The following is a 15,522-nucleotide window of genomic DNA, read 5'->3' as shown; positions in this document are numbered from 1 at the left end:
CGCCCTTTCCGGGCAGACCACGAGCCAGGGAGCCCTGATGAGCACCGCCGCACCGTTCGCCTTCCTCGTCCACCCGCGGGCTCGGATCGCCGACGACCTCGCCCGCATCTGGCGCCCGCTCGGCCGCGTGCCGGAGGGGCTCGTCGACGTCGCGGTCCGCAAGCTGCCGCTGCGGCCGGCCGCGATCTCGCGCGTCGACCTCGACCACCAGCCCGTGGGCCACGTGGTGCTCGTGCCGTTCGGTGCGACGCACCTGCTGACGCACCGGCACGAGGGCGCGGCGCGCGTCGGGCAGGCGATCGACCACGCCGCGCGGATGGGCGCGGGGGTGGTGGGGCTCGGGGCGCTGACGGCGACCGTCACGGCCGGCGGCGTGACGCTGCGGGGCCGCACGGACATCGGCGTCACCAACGGCAACGCGTACACGGCGGCCATCGTCGAGGACCAGCTGCTCGACCTGCTCGCCGACGCCGCGGAGCGGCGCGTGGCGATCGTCGGGGCGACGGGGTCCGTCGGCACCACGCTCGTCCGGCTGCTCGCCCGGGCCAGGTCGGTGGACTCGCTGCTGCTGGTGGCGCGCGGCGCGGCGCGGTTGGCGGCGCTCGCGGCGGAGGTGGGCTCACGGGTGCCGACGAGCACGTCGACGAACATCCACGACGTGCGCGGCTGTGACGCCGTGGTGCTGCTCACGGCGTCGAGCGAGGCGCTGCTGGGCGCGGAGCACCTGGCCCCGGGTGCGCTCGTGCTCGACGCGACCCAGCCCCGCAACACCTCGCCCGGCCTCGCCGTGGCCCGGCCCGACGTCACCGTGGTCGACGGGGGCGTCGTCTCGATCCCCGGCATGACTCTGAAGGGCGCCGACATCGGGCTGCCGCGCGGGCAGGCGTACGCGTGCTTCGCGGAGACGTTCCTGCTCGGGCTGGCCGGTCACACCGGCCACTTCTCGATCGGCGTGCCCACGCTCGACCAGGTGGAGCACGTGCGCGGCCTGGCCCTGCGGTTCGCGCACCACGGGTTCGGCGCGGCGCTGCCCGCGAGCTTCGGTCGGCCCGTTCCCGTCGGCGCCGGCGCGTCGCTGTGAAGCGCGTCGTCCTGCTCGGCGGCGGGTACGTCACCCTGCACGCCTACGGCGCCCTGGCTCGCCGGCTGCGCGGCGAGCTGAACCGCGGCGAGGTCGAGATCGTCGTGCTCAGCGCCGACACCGTGCACAACTTCCACGGGTTCACCGGCGAGGTCGTCGCCGGCCTCCTGCCCCTCGAGCTCACGCAGACGCCGCTGACCGAGGCCATGCCGCGCGCCCGCGTGGTGCACGCCCGCGTCACCCGGGTCGACCTCGCGGCCCGCCGGGTGCACTACACGGCCGGCGACGCCGAGCACCGGATGGGTTACGACGCGCTCGTCGTCGGCACCGGTGCGCGGGAGCCCCTCGATGGCCTTGACGGCCGGGCCCTCACCCTGCGCGGCCCCGGTGACCTGGCGGACCTGCTCCAGCACGTGCGCGTGGTCGACGGTCCGGTGGTGGTGGTTGGGGGAGGGCTCGCGGGCGTCGAGCTCGCCGCCGCGCTCGCGGCCCGCACCCCGGACGTGGTGCTCGTCCAGTCGGCCGATCGCGTCGCGCCCGCCCTGTCGCCGCGGCTCGCGGGCCGCTGCGTCGCGGAGCTGGAGCGCCTCGGCGTCGACGTCCGCACGGGCCGGCGGGTGGTCGCGGCCGACGACGAGTCGGTGACGCTCTCGGACGGGTCCGTCGTCGGCACCCGCGCGGTCCTGGCGACCACCGGTCAGCGCGCGGTCGCCCTGCCGGGCCTCGAGACCCTTCCCCGCGACGACCGCGGCCGGCTGGTCACCACGCGCGAGCTGCTCGTCGCGCCCGACGTGTGGTCCGCGGGCGACGCGGCCTGCGTCGCGCACCCGCGTACCGGCGTGCCGGTCACCGCGAACGCGCTCTGGGCGATCAAGGGCGGCGACCACGTCGGTCGGAACGTGGCCCGGGCGCTGACGGGTCGGCCCGGCCTGCGCTTCCGCTACCTCGGGCTGGGCCAGGCGGCCTCGTTCGGGGTCGGCCGGGGCGTCGCGGACCTCTACGGGATCCCGCTCACCGGCTGGGTCGCGTGGCTGATGCGGGTGGGGTTCTTCGTGCGGTTCATGCCGTCGCGGGCGCGCGCCGTACGGGTCCCCGGGGAGCTGGTCCGACGGTCCCGTCGCACCCCGGCGCCGCAGGAGGTCCTCGCTCCACGCTGATCCGGGGGGCTCCCACCGAGTCCTCGAATCGTGCGAGTGTGGTCGCGACAGCGATCTCGCGACGAGGCGGAGGTGGGATGGCGGAGACGGACGGCACGACCTTCCTGGCCAGCGGTGAGCCCGTGGACCTCGACAACTGCGCGCGCGAGCCCATCCACGTCCCCGGCAGCATCCAGCCGCGCGGCGTGCTGCTCGCGGTGACGGAGCCGGACCTCGTCGTGCGCCACGCCTCGGAGAACATCGGGTCGGTGCTCGGGCACGCCGTCGACGAGGCGCTGGGCCGGACGCTCGCGGACGTGCTGGGGCCGCAGGGCGCCGACGTCCTCGAGCTGCACGTGCGCACGTGGGGCAACCTGCGGGCGCGCAACCCGATCCTGGTCACGGCCGCCACGCCCGACGGCGACCTGGAGCTCGACGCGGTGCTGCACCGCGTCGTGGTCGACGACGACACCCTGCTGGTCGTCGAGCTGGAGCCGGCCTCGGGCCCGCGACCGTTCTCGTTCCCGAACACGTACCAGGCCGTGCGGGGAGCGGTCGAGCAGCTGAACCACGCGCACGAGCTCGCGCAGCTGTACGACATCACCGCGCGCGAGGTGCGGGCGCTCACCGGGTTCGACCGCGTGATGATCTACCGCTTCGATGAGGAGTACAACGGCGAGGTCGTCGCGGAGGCCATGCGTCCCGATCTCAACGCGTTCCTCGGGCTGCACTACCCCGCGAGCGACATCCCGCCGCAGGCCAGGGCGCTCTACGAGAAGAACTGGGTGCGGCTGATCTCGGACGTCGACTACGCCCCGGCGCGGATCGTGCCGGGGCTCGACGAGCACTCGGGCGAGCCGTTGGACCTCACGCACTCGATCCTGCGCAGCGTGTCCCCGATCCACCTCGAGTACCAGCGGAACATGGGCGTCGCCGCGTCGATGTCGATCTCGCTGCTGCGCGACGGCCGGTTGTGGGGACTCATCGCGTGCCACCACTACTCCGGCCCCCACGAGCCCCCGTACGGCGTGCGCGCGGCGGCGGAGTTCCTCGGCTCGACCCTCTCGCTGCGCCTGGTCGCGCGCGTCGAGGAGGACGAGCTCGAGGGGCGGATCCGCGCGGGCCGCACGCAGGCACGGGTGCTCGCCGCCAGCCGGGACGAGGACCGCGCCCTCGCCACGGCGCTGGTCACCGGGACGGCGCTGCTCGACCTGGTGCCCGCGCAGGGTGCCCTCGTCTCGGCCGACGGGGTCGTCGACTCGGTCGGGCGCGTGCCGGCCGATCTCACGCGGCTGCTGGCATGGGTCGCCGAGCAGCCGGCGGAGGTCGTGGTCCGCGGAGCACTCGGGTCCGAGGAGCCGGAGCTCGCGGCGACGCTGCCGGACGTGGCCGGGCTCCTCGCGCTGCGCCTGCCCGACGGTCAGGCGCTCGTCTGGCTGCGGCACGAGGCCGTGCACAACGTGGACTGGGGCGGCGACCCGCACAACAAGGAGATCGCGCGCGGCGAGGGCGACGACGTCCGGCTCAGCCCCCGCAAGTCGTTCGCGCTGTGGCGGGAGACGGTGCGCGGGCGCTGCGAGCCGTGGTCGGACCGCGAGGTGCGCTCGGCCGAGGAGCTGCGCGGCCACCTGGTCGAGGTGCTGCTCGAGCGCGCCCGCCTGCAGGTCCGCGCGGCCGAGACCGTGCAGCGCAGCCTGCTGCCCTCGTCGCTGCCGTCGCCCGACGGCTGGACCGTCGAGGCGCGCTACGAGCCCGCCGCCGGGGGTCGGGTCGGCGGCGACTRGTACGACGCCCTGCTGCTGCCCGACGGGCTGCTGGCGGTCGTCGTCGGCGACGTCGCCGGCCACGGGCTGTCCGCCGCCGCCGCGATGGGCCAGATCCGCAACGCCCTGCGCGCCTATCTGCTGCGCGGAGACTCCACGTCCACCACGGTCGCGGCGCTCGACCACGTCGTGCGCTGGACGATGCCGTCGGAGATGGCGACCGTCATCGTCGCGCTGGTGGACACGGTCACCGGCGAGGTGACGCTGTCGGCCGCCGGGCACCCGCGGCCGCTGCACCTGCGGACCGACGGCGCTGCCGTCCTGCTCGACCTGCCGGTGGACCGGCCGCTGGGGGTCGGCTCCGGCGTGGTGCCGACGGGCACGCTGCACCTGAGGCCCGGGGCCGGGCTCGTGCTCTACAGCGACGGCGTCGTGGACTCGCGGCAGACATCGCTGCGCGACGGGCTGCAGCGGCTGCGGCGGGTGGTCGACCGGTCCGACCAGCCCGACCGGCCCATCGACATCGACGAGGTGCTGCGGGAGTGCCACGACCCCGACTCGATCGACGACGTGACCCTGCTGCTGCTGCGCCGTCGCGGCTAGCGATGCGCCGACGGGGTACCGTCCTGGCGTGAACTTCCGACGCACCCTGGCCCGCGCCTACTGGCGCCTGAGCCGCTGGACCCTGCGGACGGAGCGCGTGCCCGTGGACGGGGCCGGACTGCTCATCGGCGCCCCGCACACGTCGAACTGGGACTTCATCCTCATGCTCGCCATCTCGGGCGAGGCGGGTCTGAAGATCCGCTGGCTCGGCAAGCACCAGCTCTTCAAGGGCCCCKCCGGCCCGGTGATGCGGGCGCTCGGCGGCATCCCCGTCGACCGTCGCGACCCGGCCGGCCTCGTCGACGAGATCGTCGCGCGCATCCAGGGCGGCGACCGCTTCTACCTGGTGGTGACGCCCGAGGGCACCCGCAGCGGCGCGGGCTGGAAGTCGGGCTTCTACCGCATCGCGCGGGCCACGGACCTGCCGGTGACGCTGGGCTACGTCGACCGCACGACGATGACGACGGGCCTGGGGCCGACGTTCCGCCTGACCGGCGACGTCGCCGCCGACATGGACGTCGTCCGCGCGTTCTATGCCGACAAGTCCGGCTTCGCTCCGTCCCGCCGCACGGAGCCGCGGCTGCGCGAGGAGACGCCGCCCGAGGCGGAGCGTCCGGCCGCCTGACCGGGCGGCAGTCGGAGGTCGTCGCTACGGTCGGAAGATGGACGATTTCGACTGGTCGATCCTGAGCATCCCGACGCCGAAGGCCGTGGTGCGGGGGCAGTTCGAGTTCTCGTGGTGGGAGCTCGGGCGTCGGCTCGAGACCGTGACGCAGGACGAGTTCGTCTGGGAGCCCGGGCCCGGCGCGCTGAGCGTCCGGCGCCGGGCCGACTCGACCGCGCCGCGGACGTTCGGCGCCGGTGAGTGGGTGGTCGAGTGGCCGCCGTCGGGGGACTTCCCCGGACCCCGGACCATCGCGTGGCTCGTCGCGCACCTGACCGAGGTGCTCACCGAGCGGTGGGACTGGACGTTCGGGGACCACCAGGCCCGCCGGCCCACCCTGACCTACTCGGGCGAGGTCGGCCCGGCGGTCGCGGAGCTCACGCGCATCGCGGACCGGTGGCGCACCGGCATCGCGGAGATGTCGGACGACGACATCTTCACGGTCGGGTTCAGCCAGGCCACCGAGATCGACGCGCAGGCGCCGTTCGCGCACCTGGTCCAGCACGTCAACCGCGAGATCATCCACCACGGGTCGGAGATCTTCACGCTCACCGACCTCTACCGCGTCCAGGGAGGCGCTCATGTCTGAGAACCACATCGCCCGCGCGTCCGTCGAGATCCCGGCCGGTGCCGAGACCGTCTGGGACACGCTGGTTGACCCCGAGGCCACCTGGATGATGGGCGCGCGCGTGACCAGCACGTACGTGGTCGGCGTGCCGATCACGTTCGACGGCGAGTGGGACGGCAAGCCGTTCCAGGACCACGGCGAGATCCTMGAGGTCGACCGACCCAGGCGGCTGCGGTACACCCACTACTCGCCACTGAGCGGGCAGCCTGACGTTCCCGAGAACTACCACCACCTGACCTTCACCTTCGGCGAGGACGACGGGTCGACCACGGTGACGCTCGAGCAGGACGGCAACGGCTCGGCGGAGGAGGCGGCGCACGCGACGGCGAACTGGGAGCAGGTGCTCGGCGCGCTCCGGGACGCGGTCGCTCCGGATGCGAAGCGCGGCACCTCGTCATAACGTCGAGGCGTTGCCAACCCGAGAGGAGAGTGATTCTGATGGGTCTCGACGACAAGATCAGCAACGCTGCAGAGGAAACCAAGGGCAAGGTCAAGGAAACGGCCGGCAAGGTTTCTGACGACGAGCGTCTCGAAGCAGAGGGCAAGGCAGATCAGGCCAGCGCGAACATCAAGCAGGCCGGCGAGAACGTGAAGGACGCGTTCAAGTGATCTAGCTCCAGCCGCACGACACGAGGGCCCCCACCATGGCGGTGGGGGCCTTCGTCGTTCACAACATCTCTTTCGCAACAACCCTTGCGCAACGGTCGTTGCGAGTCCTACAGTCGAGCCATGAGCCCGCACGACGACACCAGCCGAACCGGCCGCAGCGACCCCGAGCGCATCCGTGCCCTCGCACACCCGCTGCGGCTGGCGCTGCTCGAGTACCTGGACGACGTCGGCGAGGCGACCGCCACGCAGTGCGCCAAGCACACGGGTGAGTCGGTGGCCAACTGCTCGTTCCACCTGCGCCTCCTGGCCCGCTACGGGTTCATCGAGCCCGCCGAGCCGCGGGGCCGCGAGCGCCCGTGGCGGCCGAGCGCCGACCGCAACTACGTCGTGCCCGACGAGTCCGTCCCGGGGTCGGTGCGGGCCGTCGTCGAGCTGGCGGAGCTGACCGTCAGCCAGGAGGCCGCAAGCTTCGTGAACTTCCTGCGCGAGCGCGCCGACCGTGCCGACGAGCTGACCGGCACCCCGCTGCCGACGTCCCTGACCAAGGACACGTTCTGGGCCACGCCCGACGAGACCGAGGAGCTGCTCGGCGCCGTCAGCGCCCTGCTCATGCCCTACATCGACCGCGTCCGCGACCCCGCGGCCCGGCCCGCCGGCGCTCGCCTCATGCGCTGGTTCGCGACGAGCCACCCCGACCTCCGGGTCGATCCCGCACCAGGTCCGGAGGCGCCCGACGGTGCCCCCCACCCGAGCACTCCCATCGCATCCGAGGAGGCGTGACATGGTCGCGCTGACGTACGACGTGCGCACCGTGCGCATCCCGATCCCCMGACTCGTTCTCCGCTCGTCCCGCGCCCGCTTCGTCCGCCCGGTGGTCGCACCGGTCGAGGCCTGGCAGCACGCCGAGCGCCGCCAGCACGAGCTACGCCGCGACACGCACCTGGACGCCGCTGCCGCGCTGCGCCGCTGATCCGGTCCGCCGCCCGAGCCATCCGCTCGGGCGGCGGCGTCGAACCCTGGGTGCCCCATCCCCACGACGGACGACGGACCCGATGTCCCCGGTACTGCTGTCGACGCCCCCGGCGCGCCTGCCCAGGCACCCCGCGCCGACCCGACGCGTGCCCGCCGAGCGGCGGGCGGCGGCCCGGTGGGGCACACTGGCCCGCGTGGAGCGACGACCGGACGAGGCCGACGCGCCCCGCTCCGCCGAGTCGCTCCTGGGCGAGGTCGCGCAGGGCGACGACTCCGCGTTCGCGCAGCTCTATGACCTCCTCGGCCGCGGCGTCTTCGGCACCTGCCTCGGTGTGCTGCGCGACCCGGACCACGCCGCCGAGGTCGCGCAGGAGGTCTGGGTCGAGGTATGGCGCACCGCCGCCCGGTTCGACGCTGGCCGCGGGTCCGCGCGCACCTGGGCCCTGACGCTGGCCCACCGGCGCGCCATCGACCGCGTCCGCGCCGTCCAGGCCCAGCGGGACCGTGACCAGCGCGTGCTCGACGAGAGCACCGAGCGGGAGTTCGACGTGGTGGCCGACGAGGTCGAGGCCGCCCTCGAGCAGGTCCGKGTCCGCGACTGCCTCGGCTCCCTGACCCCCACCYAGAAGCAGGCGGTGGTCCTCGCCTACTACGGCGGCCGGACCTACCGTGAGGTGGCCGACCAGCTCGCCTCGCCGCTGCCGACCGTGAAGTCGCGGATCCGCGACGGCCTACTGCGCCTGCGCGACTGCTTGGGGGTGATCGCATGACCACGCCGTCCCCCGACGACGACGTCCGCGCGCTCCTCGGCGCGTACGCGCTCGACGCCGTCGACCCCGACGAGCGCGTGCTCGTCGAGGAGCTGGTGGCTACCGACCCGTCCGCCGCCGCCGAGCTGGCCCAGCTCGCCGMCGTGGCGGCCGCCTTGGGCGACGCCGTCGCCGGCGAGCCGCCCGMCGCGCTGCGCGCCTCGGTGCTMGCCGCGGCKGCCGGGACCCCGCAGGTCGGMCCTCGCCACGCCCTGCCRGCCGATGACGTCCGGACGCCGACGGGCGTCACCGATCTGGCCGACCGCCGCCGACGCCCGTCGCGCACGCGCTGGCTCGCGGTCGCGGCCGCGTTCGTCGTCGGCGCCGCCGTGCCCACTGCGCTCGCCCTCCAGCAGGCGCAGCGCGCACACGACGTCGAGCAGCAGCAGCAGGCGCTCGCGGACCTGCTCACCGACCCGTCGGCGGTCGTCGTGCACGGCAACGTGACGGGCGGGGGCACGGCGACGGCGATCCTCACCGACGACGCCGCGCTGTTCAGTGCCGCCGGCCTGCCCGACCCCGGCGACGACCACGTCTACCAGCTCTGGGTGGTCTCGGGCGACCAGGCGGCCTCCGCCGGCGTCCTCGCCGACGACTCCGGCTCGGTCCGCCAGCTGGCCGACGACTTCACCGCGGGCTCCGCCTTGGCGATCACCGTCGAGCCGGCGGGCGGCTCCACGCAGCCGACGACCACCCCGCTGGTCGTCCTCTCCGCCACCTGAGCGGGACCGACCACCGGCCGCGCCGCCTGAGGGCCCGCGAACTCGTGACTCCGCGCCGACCTCGCCGGTCAGTACCGGCGAGCTCGCCTACGACCCRCGCGCTCGACGCCTTCCCCCCGGGCTCGGGCCGGTGGGCGGCGGGCTGGGGGACGACGTGACGGAGCCCCCTCGCCGTACCCTGCGAGGGGGCTCCGCTGCTCCGTCGGCCGATCAGGGCTGGCCGGGAGCGCAGACGGACCGGCCGCCGGAGCGACCGGTCCGCCGGGTCGTCACATCGTCGGCATGAGCACCGAGTCGATGAGGTAGACGGTGGCGTTGGCGGTGTGGACGCCGCCGCAGATGACCTTGGCGCCGTTGACCATGAGGTCGTCGCCGGAGCCGGTGACGTCGACGGTCCCGCCCTCGACCGTGGTCTGCGTGCCGACCACCATGTCGGGCGACAGCTGCCCGGGCACCACGTGGTACGTGAGGATCGTGGTCAGCGTGGCGCCGTCGGTCTTGAGCGACTCGATGGTGGCGGGGTCGATCTTGGCGAAGGCGTCGTCGACCGGCGCGAAGACCGTGAACTCGCTGCCGTTGAGGGTGTCGACCAGGTTGACGTCCGGGTTGAGCTGGCCGGAGACCGCCGCGACGAGCGTGGTGAGCAGCGGGTTGTTCGACGCGGCCACGGCGACCGGGTCGGTCGACATGCCGGTCACGGAGCCGGGGCCGTCGGGGACGGCGGCGGCGTAGTCGGCACAGCCGGGGCCGACGAGGTCGGCGGCCGGGTCGGCCGTCATCGCGTCCTCGCTCGGCATCGCGGACGGGGTGTCCATGGGCGTCTCCATGGCCGCCGATGGCTCGGAGCCTGCCGTGTCGTCGCTCGAGCCCGAGCTGCAGGCAGTGAGGGCGAGGCCCGTGACGCCGGCCAGCAGGACGGCGGCGATGCGTGTGCGGTGGGTGGTGCGCATGGTGACTCTCCCTTGAACGTGGTCCGGGTGGGGTACCCGCCCGGTCGTCTCTCGGGGGTGGTTCGGGGCGGTCGGGGCAGCGGATGGGTAGCAGTCCGCACCCATCCGCGGAGGTCACCGCGGCGAACCCCGGCCATGGACCTGCTCACGCTCGCGCTCATCGGGCTCGTCGGTGGCCTCATCACCGGCATCTCGCCGTGCATCCTGCCCGTGCTGCCCGTCGTGTTCTTCGCGGGCGGCGTCCAGGGCGCCCGGGATCGACCGACCGTCAAGGTGGCCTCGGGTCCTGCGACGAAGGGAGCCGCCGGCTCCGTGGGGGCGATGGCGCAGCCGTCGTTCCTGTCCGGCGCGACGACCTGGACACCGGGTGGTGTCGCGACGCTGCCGGCGCCGACCGCCGACGGCGCCCGCGACCGCGCGTCCGCCCGCCGCCCGTACTTGGTGATCCTGGGCCTCGTCACCAGCTTCACGCTGGTCACGCTCGTCGGCACGGTGCTGCTCAACGTGCTCGGGCTGCCGCAGGACCTGCTGCGCTGGGCGGGCATCGCGGTGCTGGCGCTGCTCGGTGTGGGGTTGCTGGTGCCCAGGTTCGAGGAGGTGCTGGAGCGGCCGTTCCAGCGGCTGACGCCGAAGCGAGCGCCGGGCGCGGGGCGCGGCGGGTTCGTGCTGGGGCTCGGCCTCGGCGCCGTCTACGTGCCGTGCGCGGGTCCGGTGCTCGCGGCGATCACGGTGGCGGGCGCGACGGGCGCCGTCGGCGTGAGCACGATCGTTCTCACGGTGAGCTTCGCGCTCGGCGCGGCCATCCCCCTGCTGGTGCTCGCGCTCGCGGGCCGCAAGGTGGCCGAGCGGATCGCCGCCTTCCGCACGCACCAGCGCGGGATCCGCGCCGCGGGCGGCGTCCTGATGATCGCGCTGGCCCTCGCCTTGGCGTTCAACCTCACCGACGCGATCCAGCGCGCGCTGCCCGGCTACACGGACACCCTGCAGTCGAAGGTCGCCGCCAACGAAACCGTCCGCGAGCAGCTCGACCTGGGCGGTCTGGTGACCGACGAGAACAAGCGGCTGGCCGAGTGCACCAACAACTCCACGACGCTCGAGGACTGCGGCCCGGCGCCGGCGATCCGGGGCATCGAGACGTGGCTGAACACCACGGACGGGTCGCCGGTCGATCTCGCGGACCTGCGCGGCAAAGTCGTGCTGCTCGATTTCTGGGCCTACTCCTGCATCAACTGCCAGCGCTCCGTCCCGCACGTCACCGCCTGGGACGACGCCTACCGGGACGACGGGCTCGTGGTCATCGGCGTGCACACGCCGGAGTACGCGTTCGAGCGCGAGACCCGCAACGTCGAGGACGGCGCCCAGCGGCTCGGGATCACGTACCCGGTCGCGCAGGACAACTCGTACGCGACGTGGACGGCGTACCGGAACCGGTTCTGGCCCGCGCACTACCTCATCGACGCCGACGGGCAGATCCGCCAGGTCTCGCAGGGTGAGGGCGGCTACGCGCAGACCGAGACGCTGATCCGGAAGCTGCTGACGGCGGCGGACCCGGGCGTCACCCTCCCTGCGCGGACGCAGGTCGACGACACGACGCCCGAGGGCGATGTCACCCCTGAGACGTTCCTGTCGGTGAGCAAGCACGCGAACGTCGCCGGTGACTATCGAGAAGGCGCGTCCACCTATGCGTTCCCACAGGACCAGGCGGCCGACACCGTGGCCTTCGGCGGGACGTGGACGACCGACTACCAGGGCGCCACCGCAGGCCCGGACGCGGCCCTGCGGCTGCGGTACCACGCCAAGGTGGTGCAGGCGGTGCTCGGCGGCACGGGCACGGTGACCGCGACGGTGCGCAACGCGTCGGGCACGGTCGTCGACCGGGTCGACGTCGCGGTGGACGGCTCGCCGAAGGCGTATGCCCTGGTCGGCGGGACGGCGGTCGAGCAGGGCACGGTCGAGCTGTCGGTGTCCGAGGGCGTCCAGGCCTTCTCGTTCACGTTCGGGTGAGCAAGCAGGTGAGCATCGCTGCGCCGTCAGATACGGCCAACTGGGTGAAATGGACGTATGTCCGATTTTGGTGGGGTGACGCGCTTCCACGGCCTCTCATGTTGCTCTAATGTCTGACTTGTCAGCGAAAACGGCAAACCCTCTGCAAGGAGGGGACGCAAAGCCACGGGACCTACAGGGTCAGCCGGGCTACCGAACAGACAGGACACCGTCATGGACCAGCGTGGGTATTCGGTCGACCCGTCCGACACCTCCCTCAACCTCACCCCGGCGTTCCCGGCTCCGCGCGTTCAGGCGTGGGCGGGGCTCGCTGCTCGTCGCAGCATGATCGAGCTCGTGCCGGCGCAGCGCGAGAACGCCGCGGCCTGAGAGAACGAACGCAGAGCCCCCCGACGACCACACGGTCCGGGGGGCTTTGCGATATCGCAGGTCAGCGCCGTGGGACCTTGGTGCCGATTGCGCTGGTTGTCCGTTAGCCTCACCACACGGGCTTGCCACTCGGGGCGGCCGCATTTGAGAGAAGGTCGCATGAACAGCTTTGCACAGTGGTTCTGGCTGCTGATCTGGTGGTTCCTGTTCTTCGCCTACCTGGTCATCCTCTTCCAGATCATCGGAGACCTCTTCCGCGACCACGAGCTCAGCGGGTGGTGGAAGGCCCTCTGGATCATCGGGCTGATCTTCATCCCGTTCCTGGTGGCGTTGATCTACGTGATCGCCCGCGGCAGGGGCATGGCGGAGCGTCAGGTGCAGGCGGTCCAGCAGGCCAAGTCGGACACCGACACGTACATCCGGGAAGTGGCGGCCGGGAAGTCGCCGGCGGAGCACATCGCCGAGGCGAAGGCCCTCCTGGACGCCGGAACGATCGATGCGAACGAGTACGCGCAGCTCAAGGCGAAGGCACTCGCCTGATCTGAGCTCGATCCTCCGGGCCGGTACCCCCACGGGTGCCGGCCCGGAGGCATGTCCGGAGCGCTACAGCTCCCCGGTCCTCTGGAGGTAGCGCATCGCCGCCCAGCCGAGCGGGATCCGCAGCCAGTAGGTGGCCACGCGGAACAGCACGGCGATCGACGTGGCGATACCGGCGTTGATCCCGGTGGCGCCGGTGAGCGTGGTGGCCAGCGCCAGCTCGATGGTGCCGATGCCTCCGGGGGTCGGCACCAGCGCGCCCGCGGTGTTGCCCGCCAGGTAGACCAGGGCCACCTGGATCAGGGTGGCCTCCTGCCCGAACGCCGCCAGGCTGGCGTCGAACGCGAAGATGAAGCCGAGCGTCATCAGCAGGTTGCCGCCGAGGGCGAGCGCCAGGCGCCACGGCTGCCCCACCACCTCGATGAGGCGCGGCCAGGTCTGACGCAGGGTGGGCATCGTCTTGGCCAGCACCCACTGGCGCACCTTGGGCACCAGGAGCCCGGAGGCGACGAGCGCCGCGAGGATGCCGAGCACGAGCAGGACGACGGGCGAGATCGGCAGCGTGGACTCCGAGTTGCCGGACACGATGGTCAGCACCAGCAGCAGCCCGAGCGTCACCACGAACTGGCTGACCTGGACCAGGGCGACGGTCGCCGCGGAGAGCGTCGTCGAGACACCGCGCTTCTGGAGCATCCGCAGGTTCAGGGCGGCCGGGCCGATGCCGGCGGGGGCGGCGAGGCCGACGAAGGTCGCCGCCGTCTGCACGAGCGTGGCGTGCCAGAGGGGGAGCTTGACCGGCGAGAACGCGACGAACGCAAGGGCCGCGCCCAGCAGCGTGAGCAGGCCGAGCAGGAACGCGACGACGGTCCACCGCCAGTCGCCGGCCGCGAGCGCCGAGGTGATCTCGTTGATGTTGATGCTGGTGATGACGAAGACGATGGCCGCGATCGGCACGACGATGGTCAGCACCGTGCGCGCGCCGAACCGCACCAGCTGCTGCGGCTCCACGTCGGCGTCGGGCAGGTGCGCGACGAGCGCCGACCGCAGCTCGGCGAGCACCTTCTTGTCGGCGCGCATCTCGTTGCGGGTGAGCCGTGGCAGCGTGATGGTCTGCAGCAGCGGGCCGATCTCGGCGATGAGGTCCTCGGAGAGCACGGCCACGGCCGAGTCGAGGGCCCGGGTCGCGCCGACGCGCAGGGCGAGAAGCGCGACCAGCTGGGTGACGTCCATGCGGCGGGCCAGCTGGGAGGACGCGACGTCGCCCTGCTCCCAGCTGGTCACCCAGACCACGGGGCGACCGACCACCGTCTCGACCAGCAGGACGTCGCTGGTCAGCGACCGGTGGGCGATGCCGGCGTCGTGCGCGAGCTGCAGCTGTGCCCAGATCTCCTGCAGCAGGTCGTCGGTGAGCTCTGTGGGGTCGAGGTCGCCCAGCGGCACCGCGCGCCCGGGCCGCTCCTGGACCAGCAGCATCGAGTCGTCCGCCTCGGCGATGCTCAGCAGCTTCGGAGTGCGGACCCCGGCGGCCCGCGCGGCGTACGCCAACAGGGCCGTGCGCTCGGCGGCCTGGCGCAGCGACACCACGGACCGGCCCTCGATGCCGCGCATCCGCAGCGACCGCCACAGGCGGGTGAGCATGCCGACCACCTGGCGGTCGCCGTCGATGACGACCAGGTCGAGCTCGTCGCCGCCGGCCGTGGTGAGCTCGTACAGGCGGTGGGCGGTCGATCGCGTCAGCGCCCGGGCCGCCGGGTCGCCGTCGAGCGCGGGTTCGCCGGCGGGGGCGTCCTCGGTGGTCTCGTCGGCCACCCGCAGCAGCCGGACAGGGTCGAAACCCGCCCGTCGGACCCCGGCGACGAGGCTCGCGCCGTAGGCGCGCTCGGACTGCACACCGGACAGGTACCGGACCCCCAGGCCCGTGATGCGGCCGAGGAGGAACGAGACGACCAGCCCGGGCAGCGACACGCCGGCCGTGATGAGCAGGACGCCGATCGCGACCCACAGCAGGTTCCACGACCACTTGACGGTCTTGCGACGTCCGCGCGGACCGACCACGGTGAGCAGGCCGACGAGGAGCGCGACGTACCCCGGGAGCGTCACCACCCACTCGCCGTTCGCCCGGATCGACATCCCGATGATCAGCTCGTCAGACCCGAACGTGCGGATGGCCCAGAGCACGGCCTCGTTGAGCATCAGCGCGGCGAGGGCCGCGATCAGGCCCTCGAGCAGCTGGCGACCGAGGCGGCGGAACGCGAGCTCGGTGATGACGGCCAGGGGGACCGCGAGGACGACGAAGACCTCGAGGGTGCGGCGGGGCACGAAGAGGATCCGGTTGAGCAGCGTCGCGAAGCCCTGGACGTCCTCGGCCACCCCGGACGTGGTGTTGTGCGCGTACGTCGCCAGGACCAGGACGAGCGCGACGCCCAGCGCGGACAGGATGGTGCCGAGCAGGTCGCTCGGGTGGTGCACGCGGACGGCGGGGACGTCGACGATGTCGACACCTGCGGTGCCGTCGGTGCCGTCGGTGGACGTCTGTGACGCGGGCGCGGCGGTTCCGTTGGGCGCGGTGTCGTCGGCTGCCGTGGCCGCGTCGACATCCGCGCGACTGGCGGGCGTCGCGGACATACGGGCGAGTCTAGGCAGCCACGCCGCCCGCGCCCGGCAGGGCGTGCCCA

At 73.1% G+C, this 15,522-nt stretch carries 16 protein-coding genes and 1 riboswitch; of the genes, 14 read left to right on the top strand and 2 right to left on the bottom strand.

The window, feature by feature from the left end:
* The first annotated feature begins 37 nt into the window (after window positions 1-37).
* The 11 genes from AC1DYZ_RS18125 (at window position 38) to AC1DYZ_RS18075 (ending at window position 8,987) form a co-directional block, all read left to right on the top strand.
* The gene (locus AC1DYZ_RS18125) at window positions 38-1,081 is read left to right on the top strand and encodes a semialdehyde dehydrogenase (protein ID WP_477066511.1); all 1,044 of its coding nucleotides are present in this window, start codon (window positions 38-40) and stop codon (window positions 1,079-1,081) included.
* The gene (locus tag AC1DYZ_RS18120) at window positions 1,078-2,238 is read left to right on the top strand and encodes an NAD(P)/FAD-dependent oxidoreductase (RefSeq protein ID WP_477066510.1); all 1,161 of its coding nucleotides are present in this window, start codon (window positions 1,078-1,080) and stop codon (window positions 2,236-2,238) included. The genes AC1DYZ_RS18125 and AC1DYZ_RS18120 overlap by 4 nt, the downstream gene beginning before the upstream one ends.
* A 77-nt stretch (window positions 2,239-2,315) precedes the next feature.
* Window positions 2,316-4,583 carry a SpoIIE family protein phosphatase gene (locus AC1DYZ_RS18115; RefSeq protein ID WP_477066509.1) on the top strand — a complete coding sequence of 756 codons (2,268 nt, stop codon included), beginning with the start codon at window positions 2,316-2,318 and terminating at the stop codon, window positions 4,581-4,583.
* A 28-nt stretch (window positions 4,584-4,611) separates the two neighbouring features.
* Window positions 4,612-5,208, top strand: a complete 597-nt coding sequence (locus tag AC1DYZ_RS18110) for a 1-acyl-sn-glycerol-3-phosphate acyltransferase (protein ID WP_477066508.1) — start codon at window positions 4,612-4,614, stop codon at window positions 5,206-5,208.
* Window positions 5,209-5,245: 37 nt separating this feature from the next.
* Complete coding sequence (locus AC1DYZ_RS18105) at window positions 5,246-5,836, top strand: DinB family protein (protein WP_477066507.1); 591 nt, start codon at window positions 5,246-5,248, stop codon at window positions 5,834-5,836.
* Window positions 5,829-6,275, top strand: a complete 447-nt coding sequence (locus tag AC1DYZ_RS18100) for an SRPBCC family protein (RefSeq protein WP_477066506.1) — start codon at window positions 5,829-5,831, stop codon at window positions 6,273-6,275. Before AC1DYZ_RS18105 ends, AC1DYZ_RS18100 begins: the two co-directional genes overlap by 8 nt.
* 38 nt (window positions 6,276-6,313) lie before the next feature.
* The gene (locus tag AC1DYZ_RS18095; protein ID WP_477066505.1) at window positions 6,314-6,484 is read left to right on the top strand and encodes a CsbD family protein; all 171 of its coding nucleotides are present in this window, start codon (window positions 6,314-6,316) and stop codon (window positions 6,482-6,484) included.
* 120 nt (window positions 6,485-6,604) lie between these two features.
* Window positions 6,605-7,264 carry an ArsR/SmtB family transcription factor gene (locus AC1DYZ_RS18090; protein ID WP_477066504.1) on the top strand — a complete coding sequence of 220 codons (660 nt, stop codon included), beginning with the start codon at window positions 6,605-6,607 and terminating at the stop codon, window positions 7,262-7,264.
* Between the two features lies 1 nt (window position 7,265).
* Entirely contained in the window at window positions 7,266-7,454 is a 189-nt protein-coding gene (locus AC1DYZ_RS18085) for a hypothetical protein (RefSeq protein ID WP_477066503.1), read from the top strand.
* Window positions 7,455-7,650: 196 nt separating this feature from the next.
* A complete protein-coding gene (gene sigK / locus AC1DYZ_RS18080) occupies window positions 7,651-8,226 on the top strand; it encodes an ECF RNA polymerase sigma factor SigK (RefSeq protein ID WP_477066502.1) in 576 nt (191 codons plus the stop codon).
* Window positions 8,223-8,987 carry an anti-sigma factor gene (locus AC1DYZ_RS18075; protein ID WP_477066501.1) on the top strand — a complete coding sequence of 255 codons (765 nt, stop codon included), beginning with the start codon at window positions 8,223-8,225 and terminating at the stop codon, window positions 8,985-8,987. The genes sigK and AC1DYZ_RS18075 overlap by 4 nt, the downstream gene beginning before the upstream one ends.
* Before the next feature lie 269 nt (window positions 8,988-9,256).
* Here the strand turns inward: AC1DYZ_RS18075 and AC1DYZ_RS18070 are convergent, their stop codons facing one another.
* Window positions 9,257-9,937, bottom strand: coding sequence for a fasciclin domain-containing protein (locus AC1DYZ_RS18070; RefSeq protein WP_477066500.1), 681 nt, complete (start codon window positions 9,935-9,937; stop codon window positions 9,257-9,259).
* Between the two features lie 135 nt (window positions 9,938-10,072).
* Here AC1DYZ_RS18070 and AC1DYZ_RS18065 point away from each other — a divergent pair, with 135 nt between their 5' ends.
* From AC1DYZ_RS18065 to AC1DYZ_RS18055, 3 genes are all read left to right on the top strand, one after another.
* A complete protein-coding gene (locus AC1DYZ_RS18065; protein WP_477066499.1) occupies window positions 10,073-11,941 on the top strand; it encodes a cytochrome c biogenesis protein DipZ in 1,869 nt (622 codons plus the stop codon).
* 122 nt (window positions 11,942-12,063) lie between these two features.
* A riboswitch (cyclic di-GMP riboswitch) is annotated at window positions 12,064-12,138 on the top strand.
* A gap of 16 nt (window positions 12,139-12,154) precedes the next feature.
* Window positions 12,155-12,310, top strand: a complete 156-nt coding sequence (locus tag AC1DYZ_RS18060; RefSeq protein WP_477066498.1) for a hypothetical protein — start codon at window positions 12,155-12,157, stop codon at window positions 12,308-12,310.
* 159 nt (window positions 12,311-12,469) lie between these two features.
* Window positions 12,470-12,850 (top strand): hypothetical protein, encoded by a 381-nt coding sequence (locus AC1DYZ_RS18055; protein WP_477066497.1) that lies wholly within the window; start codon window positions 12,470-12,472, stop codon window positions 12,848-12,850.
* Between the two features lie 63 nt (window positions 12,851-12,913).
* On the opposite strand, the gene AC1DYZ_RS18050 is transcribed toward AC1DYZ_RS18055, so the two are convergent.
* On the bottom strand, window positions 12,914-15,472 hold the full coding sequence (locus tag AC1DYZ_RS18050) for a flippase-like domain-containing protein (protein ID WP_477066496.1): 2,559 nt from the start codon (window positions 15,470-15,472) through the stop codon (window positions 12,914-12,916).
* Window positions 15,473-15,522: the final 50 nt, after the last annotated feature.

Source organism: Cellulomonas sp. P1_C4 (genome assembly GCF_056406355.1).
The sequence above is the reverse complement of the archived record's forward strand: the minus strand, read 5'-3'. Positions and strand labels throughout refer to the sequence as shown.